Origin of the sequence: Microbacterium sp. che218 (assembly GCF_040436305.1) — a bacterium.
Lineage (GTDB): Bacteria > Actinomycetota > Actinomycetes > Actinomycetales > Microbacteriaceae > Microbacterium > Microbacterium algihabitans.
This window is the reverse complement of record NZ_AP031501.1, coordinates 1,079,188-1,094,433: the sequence shown is the minus strand read 5'-3', so window position 1 is coordinate 1,094,433 and position 15,246 is coordinate 1,079,188. Positions and strand designations below refer to the sequence as shown.

Genomic DNA, 15,246 nt, shown 5'->3' with positions numbered 1-15,246 from the left:
AGGTAAGCGGAATAAAGCTGGGCGTGGTGCGTTCCACCATGTATATTCAGATGCATACAAACGGAGGTCGCATCATGAACGAGACGAACACCTGGCCCGGAATGCAGTTCGGTGTCATGACGGTGAGCGACATCACCCAGGACCCGACCACCGGCACGACGCCGAGCGAAGCCCAGCGCATCAAGGACACGCTCACGATCGCCAAGCACACCGAAGAGGTCGGCCTCGACGTCTTCGCCCTCGGCGAGCACCACAACCCGCCGTTCTGGTCGTCGTCGCCCACGACGACGCTCGCGTACATCGCGGCCCAGACCGAGCGCCTCATCCTCACGACCTCCACGACGCTCATCACCACGAACGACCCGGTGAAGATCGCCGAAGACTTCGCGATGCTGCAGCACGTGTCGAACGGTCGCGCCGACCTCATGCTCGGCCGCGGCAACACCGGACCGGTCTACCCCTGGTTCGGCAAGGACATCCGTCAGGGTCTGCCGCTGACCATCGAGAATTACGACCTGCTGCACAAGCTGTGGCGTGAAGACGTCGTCGACTGGGAGGGCAAGTTCCGCACCCCGCTGCAGGGCTTCACCTCGACCCCGCGTCCCCTCGACGGGGTGCCCCCGTTCGTGTGGCACGGCTCGATCCGCACGCCCGAGATCGCCGAGCAGGCCGCGTACTACGGCAACGGCTTCTTCGCGAACAACATCTTCTGGCCCAAGGAGCACTACCAGCGCCTCATCACGCTGTACCGCGAGCGCTTCGCGCACTACGGCCACGGCACGCCCCAGCAAGCGATCGTCGGCCTCGGCGGACAGGTGTTCATGCGCGCCAACTCGCAGGACGCCGTGCGCGAGTTCCGCCCGTACTTCGACAACGCGCCCGTCTACGGCCACGGCCCGAGCCTCGAGGACTTCAGCGAGATGACCCCGCTGACCGTCGGCTCGCCGCAGCAGATCATCGACCGCTACGCCGCGATGCGCGAGACGTTCGGCGACTACCAGCGCCAGCTCTTCCTCATCGACCACGCCGGTCTTCCCACCAAGACCGTGCTCGAACAGCTCGACATCCTGGGCGGCGAGGTCGTGCCGGTGCTGCGCAAGGAGCTGCAGAAGAACCGCCCGGCCGAGGTGCCCGACGCTCCCACGCACGCCAACCAGATCGAGAAGATCTACGCCGGCGCCGCTCCGCGTCAGGCGGTTCCCGGTGCGAACCGCGGCGACAACATGGTGTCGGGGAGCCCGTACCAGGATGCCGCGCCCCGATCGGGCAGCGCGTTCGGTGCGGCCGCGTCGAAGGTCGGTGCCTGAGATGGCCGCTCGTCGCATCGCGGTCGTGACCGCGGGACTCTCGACTCCCTCGTCGACCCGCATGCTCGGCGATCGACTCAGCCACGCCGTGCTCGCGGAGCTGCGCGAGCGCGGCATCGAGGCCACTGCCGACGTCTTCGAGCTGCGCGACTACGCGCACGACCTCACCGACAACCTGCTCACCGGCTTCGCCCCGCCCGCCCTCGAGCAGATGATCAACACGGTCGTCTCGGCCGACGGGATCATCGCGGTGACGCCGATCTTCTCGACCAGCTACTCGGGTCTGTTCAAGTCGTTCATCGACGTGCTCGACCCGCAGGCGCTCACCGGAACCCCCGTGCTCATCGGAGCGAACGCCGGCACCGCCCGGCACTCGCTCGCGATCGACTACGTGATCCGTCCGCTGTTCACCTACCTGCACGCCAACCCCGTGCCGACCGGTGTGTTCGCCGCCTCGAGCGACTGGGGTGCCAACGCCGACGAGGTCGCCCCGCTCGGATCCCGCGTCGACCGCGGCGCCCGTGAGCTCGCGGATGCCATCGCCGCCCGCGAACCCGTGCGCGACGCCGACCCGTTCGACCCGTCGTCGTACCTCGGCGAAGGCCGCTCGTTCGGCCACCTGCTGGGTGGTCTGTCGGGGGAGTGACCCTGTGACGGAGCTCCGTCGCCCCTCGTCGGGCGGCGGGGCTTCGTGCTGTCCGCGCGGCGGCGCAGGGTGAGCGATTCGCGCACCCTCCGTCGTCGCCGGGGGTTTCGGGCTGAGGATGTGCGGATCGCTGAGGGTGTGCGGATCGCGGTGGGCGGGCGCGGCGGCGCAGGGTGAGCGATTCGCGCAACCTCCGTCGTCATCGGGGGTCTCGGGCTGAGGATGTGCGGATCGCTGAGGATGCGCGGATTGCCGAGGGCGCTGCGGTGCGGCGGATGCGGAGTGGTGAGGCGACGGCATCCGTTCTGTCGCCTCGGTTCGAAGGCGACGCGGGCGCCGGGGCGCTCGCACGCGGATCTAGGGTGGGAGCGAGCCGGAGGAGACCGAATGGATGCCACGCAGTGGGACGAGCGCTACCGCGCCTCCGCCGGGGGAGTGTGGGCGACCCAGCCTCCCGCCGTCGTCCGTGAGATCGCCGGCGCGCTGGCACCGGGTTCCGCGATCGACGTCGCCACCGGCGACGGACGCACCGCCCTCTGGCTGGCGCAGCGCGGCTGGACGACGACGGGCATCGACTTCTCGAGCGCAGGGCTCGCGCTCGCCGCGGCCCGCCCGGGCGGCGACGCCGTCTCGTGGGTGCGTGCCGACGTGCACGAGTTCGAGCCCGCGGCATCCGTCGATCTGGTGGTGTCGTGCTATCTGCACCTGCGCGACAACGCCGCGGCCATCGCGCGGATCGCGGAGTGGGTCGCCGTCGGCGGGACGCTCGTGGTGATCGGTCACGACGTCGACAACATCGCCGCGGGCGGGCACGGTCCCTCCGACCCGGCGATCCTCTACACGCCCGAACTGCTGCGCGGCGCGCTCGACGACCGCTTCCGCATCGAGCGCTGCGAGCAGGTGACGCGAGGCACGGGAGATTCCGAGCTGCGAGACGGGCACGCGCAGCCCGCGATCGACACGGTGCTGCACGCGGTGCGCGTGCGCTGAGAAGCGGCGGCGGGCGCTGTCGACCCGCCGGTGACCGGGGGCTTCGACGGGCTCAGCCACCTGGGTTGCGACGAGTCGGTCGATCCGCGCGTGACCGGGGGCTTCGACGGGCTCAGCCACCTGGGTTGCGACGAGTCGGTCGATCCGCGCGTGACCGGGGGCTTCGACGGGCTCAGCCGCCTGGGGTGCGACGAGCCGGCCGGTCCGCGCGTGACCGGGGGCTTCGACAGGCTCAGCCACCTGGGTTGCGACGAGTCGGTCGATCCGCGCGTGACCGGGGGCTTCGACAGGCTCAGCCACCTGGGTTGCGACGAGTCGGTCGATCCGCGCGTGACCGGGGGCTTCGACAGGCCTAGCCGCCTGGGGTGCGCCTGCGCGGCGACGGGGTGGTCGGTCGGCCCGTGACCGGGGGCTTCGACGGGCTCAGCCACCTGGGTTGCGACGAGTCGGTCAATCCGCGCGTGACCGGGGCGCACCTCACAGCACGATGTCGTCGGCGCCCCGCAGCTCGCGTGCGGCGACGGGGCGCAGCCCGCGACGCACGAAGGTGTCGGCCTCGACGAGCGGGCCGACGTCGACGCCCGCCTGGGCGGCGATGTCGGCGATCGGCACCTGGAAGGTGCGGAACGCCCCGAGGGGCGGCACGACGAGGCCCTGCCGGGTGTCGACGAGCTCGCTCTGATCGAGCACGAAGCCGGCCGCGGCGAGCGATTCGCCCTGACGCCATGCGGCGATCTTCCAGAACCGCAGCGGCACCCGGATGCCGCGGTAGGGCGGGTCGTCGTCGGCGAGCACCGGCGCGGTGAACACGGCGATGCGCTGGTCGGTCGCCTCGGCGTAGGCCAAGACGTGGTCTTCGAGGCCGAGCCAGAGCTCTTTCGACTGGTTGAAGCCGGCGGCCTGCGGAGCGGCGTTCGTGTAGAAGAACGTCGCTTCGGTGGCCTCGCGCGCCTCATCGGTGGCGCCCCAGCCGGGATCGCGGCGGCGCACGAGATGCCCGCGGTCGAGGTCGTTGCGGCTGTAGACCTCGGGCCCCGCCTGCGCGTCGGCGGGAGCGCGCGAGTCGAGGCTCCACTCACCCGTGCGCGGCAGATCCAGCAGGCTCGCTCCGTCGATCACCACGGCGGTGACCGCCGCGAAACGCCGCTGCTCGTCGAGCAGCACGGTGAAGCGCGGGTAGTCGAGCCGCATGGTGGGCTGCGCGGGAGAGGGGAGGGGCAGGGGGATGCCGAGGAAGTCCGGGTCGTAGCCGTCGCTCATGCCTCCATCGTGCCGGTGACCTCCGACATCGCGACAGACTGGATGAATGGAACAGCACGTGAAGACCCGCCGCGACGCCCCCGCGGGGTTCTTCGCCGCCGAGGCCGCCGGGCTCCGCTGGCTCGCCCAGGCGGGCGGCGCGCGCATCGCCGAGGTGCTCGAGGTCGCCGACCAGCGGATCGTGCTGGAGCGCATCGCCGAGACGCGTCCCTCCGCCGAGGCCGCCCACGCGTTCGGTGCCGCGCTCGCCGCGACGCACGATGCCGGGGCCGGGGCGTTCGGCTCGCCCCCGCCCGGCTGGACGGGCGACATCTTCATCGGCAGCCGCTCGCAGCCGGCCCGACCGAAGCCGACGTGGGGCGTCTTCTACGCGGCGCAGCGCGTCGAGCCGTTCGTGTCGGTCGCGGTCGCCGCCGGCAACCTGTCGTCATCCGGAGCCGAGGTGGTCGGGCGCGCGTGCGCGCTGATCGCGGCGGGTGCCTTCGACGACGACGAGTCGCCCGCGCGCCTGCACGGCGACCTCTGGGCGGGCAACGTGCTGTGGGGCCACGAGGGGGTCGTGCTGATCGACCCCGCGGCCCACGGCGGTCACCGCGAGACGGATCTCGCGATGCTCGCGCTGTTCGGCTGCCCGTTCCTCGAGCGCATCCTCGACGCCTACGACCGGGCCCACCCGTTGCGCGACGGCTGGAGAGAGCGCGTGCCGGTGCATCAGCTGCATCCGCTCGCCGTGCACGCCGCCGGCCACGGGCCGTCGTACGGGCGCGCTCTCGTCGACGCCGCCGAGCAGACGCTCGCCCTGGGCTGAGGCGCCGGGCGCCGGCATCCGGGATCTCAGGAGGGTCAGGAGCGCGCGGCCGCCCGCCGTTTCGCCCGCCGCGCGAGCACGAGGTCGATGCCGACGCCGATCCCCACGGCCACGACGATCGACACCACCACCGCCACCACCGGGCCGCCCGGCACGAGCGCCGCGACGACCGCACCGATCACCGCTTGGTAGGCCGCCCACGCGAGGGCGGCGAGGGCCGCGACGCCGAGGTAGCGCGCCGGATTCACCCGCGCCGCACCCGCCGCGAGGTTCACCGCGAGCCGCGCGAACGGCACGAACCGCGCGGTGAAGAGCACGACCGCGGCGTTGCGCTCGAGCCGTGCCCGCGCCCAGTCCAGCGCGGCGGAGACGCGGGGTCCGCGCATCCACGCCCAACGCTCGACGCCCACGAGGCGCCCCACCAGATAGCAGCCGAGGTCGCCGGCGAAGGCCGCGGCCCCCGCGACGACGACCACCGCGGCGAGCGGGGGAGTGCCGTGGGCGACGGCGAGGGCGCCGAACGCCGTGACCGCGGCCTCACCGGGGATCACGACGAGGAACGCATCGGCGAACACCAGCAGCGCCATCGCGGGCAGCGCCCACGGACTCGCCGCGATCGCCTGCAGCCACGCGTCGACACCGTCCATTCGTTCACTCTCCGCCGTGGATCGAGACGCCCCGCCCACGCGCCGGTGACGCCCGGCGGAGCATCCGGTGAACATCGCGAACGTCGGGGCAGAACGGCGCCCCGCAGGCCCCGGCACGCCTCACCCTGGTGTCGTGAGAGTCGCGCTGCTGGCCGAATCCTTCCTCCCGCACATGAACGGGGTCACCGGTTCCGTTCTCCATGTCCTGCGCCATCTGGCGGAGGCGGGCCACGAGACGCTCGTGATCGCCCCCAAATCCGGCGACGTGACCGCCGACCTGCACGGAGCCCGCACCGAACTGCTGCGCTCGGTGCCGCTGCCCTCGTACCCCGAGGTGCGCGTGGTCTTCGCCCGCGCCGCGCGTCTGGGCGCCCTGCTGCGCGACTTCGATCCCGACGTGGTGCACCTCGCCTCGCCGTTCGTGCTGGGGTGGCAGGGCCTGGCCGCCGCCGATGCGCTCAAGATCCCCTCGGTCGCGGTGTACCAGACCGACGTCGTCGCCTACGCCCAGAAGTACGGCCTGCCCCACGCGACGGCCCTCGTCGCCGGTCACGTCGCGCGCCTGCACCGCCGGGCGACCCTCACCCTCGCTCCGTCGTCGTCGTCGACGCGGCAGCTCGCGCAGCTGGGCGTCGACCGCATCCGCCGGTGGGGACGGGGAGTGGATGCCGTGCGCTTCGCCCCCGAGCACCGCGACGAGTCGTGGCGCGCCGAGGTCGCCCCGGCCGGTCAGCGCATCGTTGGTTACGTCGGTCGCCTGGCGCCGGAGAAGCAGGTCGACGATCTGCGCGCGCTCGCCGAGGTCGCCGACACCCGGCTGGTCATCGTGGGAGACGGGCCGTCACGCCCCGCCCTCGAGAAGGCGATCCCGGATGCCGTGTTCACGGGCCACCTGTCGGGGTCGGAGCTCGCGCGGGTCATGGCGGGCTTCGACGTGTTCGTGCACCCGGGGGAGAGCGAGACGTTCGGTCAGACGATCCAGGAGGCGCTGGCCAGCGGCGTGCCCGTGGTCGCGACGGGCGTCGGCGGACCGCTCGACCTGGTGCGCTCGAGCGTCGACGGGTGGTTGTACAAGCCCGGCGACCTCGACGACATGCGCGCCCGCGTCGCCGACCTCGTCGGTGACGAGTCCAAGCGCCGCGCCTTCTCGCGCGCCGCGCGCGACGCCGTACAGGGCCGGACGTGGGAGGCGCTCACCCGCGATCTCGTCGGGCACTACGCGGATGCCGTGGCCCTGCGCCGCGTCGACGACGTGATGCTGCGACGCGGGGTCGCGCGGCCCGCCGCGCCCGCGGCATCCGGAACCCGAGGGCGGTGGACCCGCTTCGTCGCCCTCGGCGACAGCCTGACCGAGGGCCTGTGCGACGCCTCGCGCATGCCGAGCGGGCACTACCGCGGGTGGGCCGACCGTCTGGCGGAGCTCTTGGCCCACACGAGCGACGCGGGACCGTTCCGCTACGCCAACCTGGCCGTGCGCAGCCGTCGCGTGCGCCACCTGATCGACGAGCAGATTCCCGCGGCCCTCGCGCTCGAGCCCGATCTCGTGTCGATCCTCATCGGCGCGAACGATCTGGTGGGGCCCGCCCCGGTGCTGGCCGCGCTGGTCGCCGAGGTCGAGTCGGCCGTGCGCGCGGTGCGGCGCACGGGAGCCGACGTGCTGCTGGTCACGACCTTCTTGCCGCGTCGGCCCGCGGCCCGCATCTTCGCCCGTCGCTTCGCCGCCTACAACGTGCACCTGCGGCGCATCGCCGCGGAGCAGGGGGCGATCCTGCTCGACCTCGAAGCGGTGGGGGAGATCGGCGAGACGGCGATGTGGGCCGACGACCTCGTGCACCTCAGCTCGGCCGGTCACCGTCTCGTCGCCTATCGTGCGGCCGAAGCGCTCGGCGTGCCCGACGCGCGCGCACTGCTGGGCCTCGACGAGGCCCTGCACGCCGATGACGCCGAACGCCCGGGCGGAACCTGGCTCACCCGCGACGCCCTGCCCTGGGTGTGGCGGCGCGTGCGGGGGCGCACGGCCGGCGACGGCGTGCTGGCCAAACACACCGGGTACGTCGAGCTGCCCACCCGCGGCGATCGCGAGCGCGCCGACGCGGTGTGACCCGCTGCGGGCCGGCTCGGTCGCTGATCGCGCCGCTCGCCCGCTCGTCCGCTCCGCCGTGCGGATGCGTCAGTACCAGCCGGTCTGCTCCGAGTGCGCCCACGCCCCGCACGGTGAGCCGTAGCGGCCGCTGATGTACGTCAGCCCCCACGAGATCTGGGTCGCCGCGTTGGTGCGCCAATCGAGGCCCGCGGATGCCATCTTCTCGCCCGGCAGCGCCTGGGGGATGCCGTAGGCGCCGCTCCAGGGGTTGAGTGCGTCGGCGCGCCAGCCCGACTCGCGGTTCCACAGCGACACGAGGCACGAGAACTGGTCGTCGCCCCAGCCGTAGCTGCGGATCGCGCCGCGCGCGTAGTCACGGGCCTGGGACGGGCTCATGGTCGGACCCGCCGGGGCCGTGGACCCGCCGCCGCCCGCGTTCGATCCGCCGCCGGAGCCGGAGCCACCGCCGGAGCCGGAGCCACCGCCGGAACCGGAGCCGCCGCCGGAGCTCGATCCGCCGCCGGAGCCGGCGCCGCCGGAGCTGGACCCGCCGCCGGAACCGGAGCCGCCGCTGCTCGATCCGCCGCCCGAGCCGCTGCCCCCGCTGGAGCCCCCGCCGCCGGAGGAGGAGCCGCCCGAGCCGCTGCCGCCCGTTCCGCTGCCGCCCGTTCCGCCGCCCGGGGTCGAGCCCGAGCCGCCGGAGCCCGACCCGCCCGCGTTCGCCCCGCCGCCGCTCGAGCCGGAGCCCGCGCCGGGCCCGCCCGTCGCACCGCCGGGTGCCGCCGCGTCGCGCTGCGCCTTCTCGCGTTCGCGGGCGGCGCGTTCGGCGTCGGCGGTCGACTTGCGCAGAGCGGCGAGCTGCGCGTAGAGGTCGTCGAGCCGTGCCTGCGCCGACGCGACAGTGGCCGCCTCGGCATCCGCATCGCTCTGCGCCGTCGCCGCGGTCGACTGCGCGTCTGCCGCCAGGCGTGCCGCTTCGTCACGGGCCTGTTCGGCCTGCTCTCGCAGGGAGGTGGCGACGTCGGAGGCACTGCGGGCCTCGCCGGCGGTGCGCGCGGCCAGCGTGGTGACGCGGTCGAGGATGCCGAGGCGCTGCAGCAGCGAGTCGGGGTCGGCGTTCGTCAGCAGCTGCGCCACCAGCGGGCCCCCGCCCACCGTACGCATGAGGCGGGAGGCGCTCGCTCCGGCGCGCGTGCTCGCGGCGGAGAGTGCGGCGTCGGCCGCCTCGCTCTGGGCGGTGAGACCCTCGGCGCGCTGCGCGGTCGTCTCGGCCCGCAGGCGCGTGCGTTCCGCGAGGGCGGAGGCGTCGAGGGCGCGGCGCGAGGCCTCGGCCGCCGAGGTCTCCGCGGCGTCGAGCTCGGCCAGAACACGGTCGACGGCGGCCTGGTCGACGGCCGCGACGGGGGCGAGGGCCGAGGCGGAGAGGGATGTCGCGCTGGCCGGCGACGGGGCGATCACCGCACCCAGGAGCACGCACGCGAGAAGCGTGTGACTACTGCGACGAATGAGGCCCATGAGGTCACGGTAGAGCACTTCGCCGCGCCGTGCCCACCCCGGAAGGGCGGTCGCTGGTAGGGTGAGGACCGAATGCCGTCTTGGCATCCGCTCAAATAAATACGAGCTCACGGAGCAGGCCGGCAGACGCTGGTCCCCTGTGGTGGACTCCCCGTCGTCAGCGCCGGGTGGTCGAGCACTGGTGGCCAGTCGCCGGGAATCCCTCGCCGATCGCATCGGCGTGCCCTTTCTGCCTGTTCCTGCTCCTTCGCATGTCAGCTCGTCGCCCACACGGGGCGGCGAGCCTAAACAAAGAAGGAGGGACCTCTTGGAAGGTCCAGAAATCACCGCCGCTGAAGCCGTTCTCGACAACGGCCGTTTCGGCACCCGCACCGTCCGGTTCGAGACCGGACGCCTCGCTCAGCAGGCTCAGGGCGCTGTCGCCGCCTACCTCGACGAGGAGACCATGCTCCTGTCGGCCACCAGCGCCGGCAAGCACCCGCGTGAAGGCTTCGACTTCTTCCCGCTGACCGTCGACGTCGAAGAGCGTTCGTACGCCGCCGGCAAGATCCCCGGCTCGTTCTTCCGCCGCGAGGGTCGCCCCTCCACCGAGGCCATCCTCGTGTGCCGCCTCATCGACCGCCCGCTGCGCCCGTCGTTCGTCGACGGCCTGCGCAACGAGGTGCAGATCGTCGTCACCGTGCTCTCGATCGCCCCCGGCGAGTTCTACGACGCACTGGCGATCAACGCCGCGTCGCTGTCGACCCAGATCTCGGGTCTGCCGTTCTCGGGCCCCATCGCGGGTGTGCGCCTGGCGCTCATCCCCGGCCAGGGCGAGACCGCTGACCAGTGGGTCGCCTTCCCGACCGTCACCCAGCTCGAAGACGCCGTCTTCGACCTCATCGTCGCGGGCCGCGTGCTCGACGACGGCGACGTCGCCATCATGATGGTGGAGGCCGAGGCCACCGAGGGCAGCTGGAACATGATCAAGGGCGGCGCGACCAAGCCCAACGAGCAGGTCGTCGCTGAGGGCCTCGAGGCCGCCAAGCCCTTCCTGCGTCAGCTCGTCGACGCGCAGAACGAGGTCGCGCGCACCGCGGCCAAGGAGATCCAGTCGTTCCCCGTCTTCCCGGCCTACAGCCAGCAGACGTACGACTTCGTCGCCGGCCGCGCCTACGACCGTCTGGTGCCCGTGTACCAGATCGCCGACAAGCAGGAGCGCCAGAACGCCGATGACGAGGTCAAGACCTCGGTCAAGGAGCAGCTCCTCGCCGCCGTCGAGTCGGGCGAGCTGCCCGCCGTCGCGACGCTCGAGTTCAACGCCGCGTACAAGTCGGTCACCAAGACGATCGTCCGCGGTCGCATCCTCGCCGAGGGTGTCCGCATGGACGGCCGTGGCGTCGCCGACATCCGCCCGCTCGACGCCGAGGTGCAGGTCATCCCGCGCGTCCACGGCTCGGCGATCTTCCAGCGCGGCGAGACCCAGATCCTGGGCGTCACCACGCTGAACATGCTCAAGATGGAGCAGCAGATCGACTCGCTGTCGCCCATCACCAGCAAGCGCTACCTGCACCACTACAACTTCCCGCCGTACTCGACCGGTGAGACCGGTCGCGTGGGTTCGCCGAAGCGTCGCGAGATCGGTCACGGCTTCCTGGCCGAGCGCGCCCTCGTTCCGGTGCTCCCCAGCCGCGAGGAGTTCCCCTACGCGATCCGTCAGGTGTCCGAGGCTCTCGGCTCGAACGGCTCGACGTCGATGGGCTCGGTCTGCGCCTCGACCCTCTCGCTGCTGAACGCGGGTGTGCCCCTTCGCGCTCCCGTCGCCGGCATCGCGATGGGCCTCGTCACCGACGAGGTCGACGGCCAGACGCGCTACGCCGCTCTGACCGACATCCTCGGCGCCGAAGACGCCCTCGGCGACATGGACTTCAAGGTCGCAGGCACCAGCGAGTTCATCACCGCGATCCAGCTCGACACCAAGCTCGACGGCATCCCGTCGTCGGTGCTGGCCGCAGCCCTCACCCAGGCCAAGGAGGCTCGTCTCACGATCCTCAACGTCCTGAACGCCGCGATCGACGCTCCCGACGAGATGGCGCCCACCGCGCCCCGCGTCATCAGCGTGCAGATCCCGGTCGACAAGATCGGTGAGCTCATCGGACCCAAGGGCAAGACGATCAACTCCATCCAGGACGAGACCGGCGCCCAGATCTCGATCGAGGACGACGGCACCGTGTACATCGGTGCGACCGACGGTCCTTCGGCCGAGGCGGCCCGCGCCCAGGTGAACGCGATCGCGAACCCGACCAACCCCGAGGTGGGCGAGCAGTTCCTCGGAACCGTCGTCAAGATCGCGACCTTCGGTGCGTTCGTCTCGCTGCTCCCCGGCAAGGACGGACTGCTGCACGTCAGCGAGGTCCGCAAGCTCGCCGGTGGCAAGCGCGTCGAGAACGTCGAAGACGTGCTCTCGGTCGGTCGCAAGATCCTCGTGCGCATCACGAAGATCGACGACCGCGGCAAGCTGTCGCTCGAGCCCGTGCTCGACGAGGACGCCGCCGCGACCGAGCCTGCCGACACGCAGAGCTCGGCCGCCGCGAGCGAGGGCCCCGAGGCTCCCGCCGAAGGCTGATCCTTCTCGTTGATCGGATGCCCGTCCCGCCTCGCGCGGGGCGGGCATCCGTCGTGTGACGCACGTGACGCGTGGGGGAGGCGTGACGACGCCCGTCAAGCGTTACGCAATATTTACCGCCGAGCCGGGCGAAACGACGGGCCGGTCACGGGGACCGCCTACCCTCGGAAGTACGTCGGGGGGCGTGATGATACGGGTCATCCGTACCGTCGACCCGGCGCCGCGGAGAGGGGATCTCGCCATGAGCGGCTCAGGCGTCGATGAGACGGCCACGCCGCGCCTGCGACGCGATCGAGCCCCGCATCCGTCGACCCCCATCACCCTGCAGGGCCCCGGCCTCGGCTCGCACGTCCGCGTGCCCCTGGGTGAGAGCGGCTTCGAGGTCTTCCCGATGTTCCTCGGCGGTGGAGAGTTCGGCTGGAACGTCGATGCGCGCGCGAGCCACGAGATCCTCGACACCTACGCCGAGCTCGGGGGCAACGCCCTGCACACCGCTGACAGCTACGCCGCGGGGCGCAGCGAGTTCATCATCGGCGAATGGCTGCGCAGCCGTCGGGCGCGCGACGAGGTCGTGCTGACCGTGCGCGTGGGCAGCCACCCCGACAACCCCGGACTCGACTCGGTCAACCTGGTGCGTGCGGTCGAGGCCTCGCTGACGCGCCTGGGCACCGACCGCATCGACGTGCTGTCGCTCGACGCCGTGCGCGGTGACGCCGCGATGCTCGAAGACACCCTCGCGACGAGCGAGTGGCTGGTCGAATCCGGCAAGGTGCGGGCGATCGGCGCCCACGGCTACTCGGCCGCGCAGCTCGTCGAGGCCCGCATCCTCTCGTCCGCCGGCTACCCCCGCATCACCGTGCTCGACGTGCCGTACAACGTGCTGCGGCGCGCGGAGTTCGACGGCGACGTGCGATTGATCGCTCAGGCGCAGAACATGGCGGTGACGCCGTCGCATCCCCTCGCGCACGGGTTCCTCGCCGGCGAGACGCGCACCCGCGGGCAGTCGACGCAGTCGGTGCGCGGAACGCAGGTCGCCGCGCACCTGAACCGTCGCGGCTCGCGCGTGCTGCGCGCCCTCGACGCGGTGGGCAGCGAGCTCGGAATCCCGGATGCCGCTGTGGCGGTCGCCTGGCTGCTCGCGCAGAAGGTCGTCACCGCCCCGATCGTCAACGCCTTCGCACCGCGGCACGTGGTCGAATGCATGCGGGCCGTCGGGGTGCGCCTGAGCCGCGCGCATCTGTCGGATATCGCCCGCGCCGCCGAGTGACCGCCCCCTCGTCGGGGTGTGACGTAGGCTGGAAGGACCGGCCGGGGGACGGCAGATCGACGACGAAGTGAGCTGACGTGACGCACTACATCTACCTGGTGCGCCATGGCGAGCACCAAGACGCCGAGCACGGACTCACCGACGGCCCCCTCTCTCCGCGGGGCCAGCGACAGGCGGCTCTGCTGGCCGACCGCCTGTCGGGTCTTCCCCTCGACGCCGTCTGGCACTCGCCCCTCGAGCGCGCCGCGCAGACCGCGCGCGCCGTCGCCGAACGCCTTCCGTCGGTGGCGCCGGAGTCCTCGGCCCTGCTGTTCGACTGCATCCCGACGGGCATGACGCCCGAGACGCCCGCGGCCTACGAGCCCTTCTTTGGTTCGGTGACGGATGCCGAGATCGAGGCCGGACGCGCGCAGATGGCCGACGCCACGGCGGAGTTCCTCGCGCGCAAAGCGGGCGAAGTGCACGAGCTGGTCATCACGCACAACTTCGTCATCTCGTGGTTCGTCCGCGAGGTGCTGCAGGCCCCCGACTGGCGGTGGATGACGATCAACCAGGCCTACTGCGGTCTCACCGTCATCGCACAGAAGAAGGGCCGCCCCTGGACGCTGATGTCGCACAACGACCTGGCCCACCTACCGGTCGAGCTGCGCACGGGGCTTCCCGACCCGCTGCCCGTCTGAGCGGCGCGTCCGCCGATCGGGCGGAGTCCGCATGCCTCACCGCGCCTAGGCTGGAGGCATGACGACACGCGTGGCCATCGTGGGCGGGACCGGCAAGCTCGGCGGGGTGATCCGCGAGGTGGTCGATGCCGAGGACGGCTACGAGGTCGTCGCTGTCCTGACCTCGAAGTCGGAGATGAGCGAGCTCGACGGGGCCGACCTCGTCGTGGACGCCTCGACGCCCGCCGTGTCGATCGACGTCGTGCGCGCGGCCGTCGACCGCAAGATCAATGTGCTGGTGGGCACCTCGGGGTGGTCGAACGAGCGCATCGCCCTCGTGCGCCCGCTCGTCGAGGCCAGCGGTACGGGGGTCGTCTTCATCCCCAACTTCTCCCTCGGCTCGGTGATCGGCACCGCCCTCGCGGCCGCCGCAGCGCCGTTCTTCCCCTCGATCGAGATCATCGAGGCGCACCGCGAGACGAAGGTGGATTCGCCCAGCGGTACCGCCGTGCGCACCGCCGAGCTCATCTCCGCCGCCCGCGCCGACGTCGGCCCGGTGGAGTCGCCCCACGTCGACCAGCGCGCCCGCGGGCAGCGCGTGGCCTCGGTGCCCATCCACTCGCTGCGGCGGCCGGGCGTCGTCGCCCGGCAGGAGACAGTGCTCTCGGGAGCGGGGGAGTCGCTCACGATCGTGCACGACACCATCGACCCGAAGGCGGCGTACGCCCCCGGCATCCGCATCGCCCTCGCGGCGGCGCGGGAGACGCGCGGCGTCGTCGTCGGCCTCGACAGCTTCATCGACATCGGCGTGCGCACCCGCCCCGCGAAGGCGGAGGCGCCCGTCGCCGACGGCGACGTGTCGGGTCAGGTCGCGAGCGTCACGAGCGCATGAAGGTCCGCGTCGCCGTCGCCGTGATGACGGTGCTCCTGCTGATGTACGTCGTGCTCGCCGGACAGCGCGCCATCGTGCTGCTCGGCAGCGGAGAGACCATTGGCGTGGTCATGGGCGTGGCGCTGCTCGTGCTGCCGTTGCTGGCGCTCTGGGCGATCGGCCGCGAGCTCTGGTTCGGCGTGCGGGCGCAGCAGCTGGGCGAACGGCTCGACGCCGAGGGAGGGCTTCCCGACGAGGATCTGCCCGTGCGTCCGAGCGGTCGGATCGAGCGTGCCGACGGCGACGCCCTCTTCCCCCGGTACCGGGCCGACGTGGAGGCGCACCCCGACGACTGGCGTGCGCGCTACCGACTGGCTCTGGCGTACGACGCTGCGGGCGACCGCCGCCGCGCGCGCGACGCGGTGCGCACCGCGGTGCGGCTCGAGACCGCCGAGCGCCGCGCGGCCTGACGCGACGCCCGACGCACCGGCCGCGCGGGGTCCAGCGCGGTGGACGTGCCGTGCAGCACGCGGGTGCGGAGTGCGGAGATCTCACGGTCTCGTCGCGCCGTGCAGCCGTCGGCGAGAC

At 72.2% G+C, this 15,246-nt stretch carries 14 protein-coding genes; 11 read left to right on the top strand and 3 right to left on the bottom strand.

Going from position 1 to position 15,246, the window contains the following annotated elements; translation table 11 throughout:
* The first annotated feature begins 74 nt into the window (after window positions 1–74).
* The 4 genes from ABXS86_RS05205 (at window position 75) to ABXS86_RS05190 (ending at window position 3,348) form a co-directional block, all read left to right on the top strand.
* Window positions 75–1,307, top strand: coding sequence for an LLM class flavin-dependent oxidoreductase (locus tag ABXS86_RS05205; RefSeq protein WP_144828370.1), 1,233 nt, complete (start codon window positions 75–77; stop codon window positions 1,305–1,307).
* 1 nt (window position 1,308) lies between these two features.
* On the top strand, window positions 1,309–1,953 hold the full coding sequence (locus ABXS86_RS05200; RefSeq protein ID WP_353665841.1) for an FMN reductase: 645 nt from the start codon (window positions 1,309–1,311) through the stop codon (window positions 1,951–1,953).
* Between the two features lie 387 nt (window positions 1,954–2,340).
* Window positions 2,341–2,943: a class I SAM-dependent methyltransferase gene (locus ABXS86_RS05195; protein WP_307210087.1), complete on the top strand. Its 603-nt coding sequence runs from the start codon at window positions 2,341–2,343 to the stop codon at window positions 2,941–2,943.
* A 30-nt stretch (window positions 2,944–2,973) separates the two neighbouring features.
* Window positions 2,974–3,348 (top strand): hypothetical protein, encoded by a 375-nt coding sequence (locus tag ABXS86_RS05190; protein WP_353665840.1) that lies wholly within the window; start codon window positions 2,974–2,976, stop codon window positions 3,346–3,348.
* Between the two features lie 72 nt (window positions 3,349–3,420).
* On the opposite strand, the gene ABXS86_RS05185 is transcribed toward ABXS86_RS05190, so the two are convergent.
* Window positions 3,421–4,203, bottom strand: a complete 783-nt coding sequence (locus ABXS86_RS05185) for a DNA/RNA non-specific endonuclease (RefSeq protein ID WP_353665839.1) — start codon at window positions 4,201–4,203, stop codon at window positions 3,421–3,423.
* 46 nt (window positions 4,204–4,249) lie between these two features.
* On the opposite strand from ABXS86_RS05185, the gene ABXS86_RS05180 reads away from it, so the two are divergent.
* The gene (locus ABXS86_RS05180; protein ID WP_353665838.1) at window positions 4,250–5,011 is read left to right on the top strand and encodes a fructosamine kinase family protein; all 762 of its coding nucleotides are present in this window, start codon (window positions 4,250–4,252) and stop codon (window positions 5,009–5,011) included.
* Window positions 5,012–5,046: 35 nt separating this feature from the next.
* On the opposite strand, the gene ABXS86_RS05175 is transcribed toward ABXS86_RS05180, so the two are convergent.
* On the bottom strand, window positions 5,047–5,658 hold the full coding sequence (locus tag ABXS86_RS05175; RefSeq protein ID WP_353665837.1) for a DedA family protein: 612 nt from the start codon (window positions 5,656–5,658) through the stop codon (window positions 5,047–5,049).
* A 133-nt stretch (window positions 5,659–5,791) separates the two neighbouring features.
* Between ABXS86_RS05175 and ABXS86_RS05170 the strand changes: the two genes are divergently transcribed.
* The gene (locus ABXS86_RS05170) at window positions 5,792–7,759 is read left to right on the top strand and encodes a GDSL-type esterase/lipase family protein (RefSeq protein WP_353665836.1); all 1,968 of its coding nucleotides are present in this window, start codon (window positions 5,792–5,794) and stop codon (window positions 7,757–7,759) included.
* A gap of 69 nt (window positions 7,760–7,828) precedes the next feature.
* On the opposite strand, the gene ABXS86_RS05165 is transcribed toward ABXS86_RS05170, so the two are convergent.
* On the bottom strand, window positions 7,829–9,256 hold the full coding sequence (locus ABXS86_RS05165) for a hypothetical protein (protein ID WP_353665835.1): 1,428 nt from the start codon (window positions 9,254–9,256) through the stop codon (window positions 7,829–7,831).
* 307 nt (window positions 9,257–9,563) lie between these two features.
* On the opposite strand from ABXS86_RS05165, the gene ABXS86_RS05160 reads away from it, so the two are divergent.
* The 5 genes from ABXS86_RS05160 (at window position 9,564) to ABXS86_RS05140 (ending at window position 15,128) form a co-directional block, all read left to right on the top strand.
* Window positions 9,564–11,861 (top strand): polyribonucleotide nucleotidyltransferase, encoded by a 2,298-nt coding sequence (locus ABXS86_RS05160; protein ID WP_230704397.1) that lies wholly within the window; start codon window positions 9,564–9,566, stop codon window positions 11,859–11,861.
* Between the two features lie 241 nt (window positions 11,862–12,102).
* A complete protein-coding gene (locus tag ABXS86_RS05155) occupies window positions 12,103–13,128 on the top strand; it encodes an aldo/keto reductase (protein WP_353665834.1) in 1,026 nt (341 codons plus the stop codon).
* A gap of 77 nt (window positions 13,129–13,205) precedes the next feature.
* Entirely contained in the window at window positions 13,206–13,808 is a 603-nt protein-coding gene (locus tag ABXS86_RS05150) for a histidine phosphatase family protein (RefSeq protein ID WP_307210102.1), read from the top strand.
* A 58-nt stretch (window positions 13,809–13,866) separates the two neighbouring features.
* On the top strand, window positions 13,867–14,679 hold the full coding sequence (gene dapB / locus ABXS86_RS05145) for a 4-hydroxy-tetrahydrodipicolinate reductase (protein ID WP_353665833.1): 813 nt from the start codon (window positions 13,867–13,869) through the stop codon (window positions 14,677–14,679).
* Window positions 14,676–15,128, top strand: coding sequence for a hypothetical protein (locus ABXS86_RS05140; protein ID WP_307210106.1), 453 nt, complete (start codon window positions 14,676–14,678; stop codon window positions 15,126–15,128). Before dapB ends, ABXS86_RS05140 begins: the two co-directional genes overlap by 4 nt.
* Window positions 15,129–15,246: the final 118 nt, after the last annotated feature.

Excerpts from the sequence above, each read along its gene's own strand:
- ABXS86_RS05205 (WP_144828370.1), top strand. The coding sequence starts at position 75 with ATGAACGAGACGAACACCTGGCCCGGAATGCAGTTCGGTGTCATGACG.
- ABXS86_RS05200 (WP_353665841.1), top strand. The coding sequence starts at position 1,309 with ATGGCCGCTCGTCGCATCGCGGTCGTGACCGCGGGACTCTCGACTCCC.
- ABXS86_RS05195 (WP_307210087.1), top strand. The coding sequence starts at position 2,341 with ATGGATGCCACGCAGTGGGACGAGCGCTACCGCGCCTCCGCCGGGGGA.
- ABXS86_RS05185 (WP_353665839.1), bottom strand. The coding sequence starts at position 4,203 with ATGAGCGACGGCTACGACCCGGACTTCCTCGGCATCCCCCTGCCCCTC.
- ABXS86_RS05180 (WP_353665838.1), top strand. The coding sequence starts at position 4,250 with ATGGAACAGCACGTGAAGACCCGCCGCGACGCCCCCGCGGGGTTCTTC.
- ABXS86_RS05175 (WP_353665837.1), bottom strand. The coding sequence starts at position 5,658 with ATGGACGGTGTCGACGCGTGGCTGCAGGCGATCGCGGCGAGTCCGTGG.
- ABXS86_RS05165 (WP_353665835.1), bottom strand. The coding sequence starts at position 9,256 with ATGGGCCTCATTCGTCGCAGTAGTCACACGCTTCTCGCGTGCGTGCTC.
- ABXS86_RS05155 (WP_353665834.1), top strand. The coding sequence starts at position 12,103 with ATGAGCGGCTCAGGCGTCGATGAGACGGCCACGCCGCGCCTGCGACGC.
- dapB (WP_353665833.1), top strand. The coding sequence starts at position 13,867 with ATGACGACACGCGTGGCCATCGTGGGCGGGACCGGCAAGCTCGGCGGG.
- ABXS86_RS05140 (WP_307210106.1), top strand. The coding sequence starts at position 14,676 with ATGAAGGTCCGCGTCGCCGTCGCCGTGATGACGGTGCTCCTGCTGATG.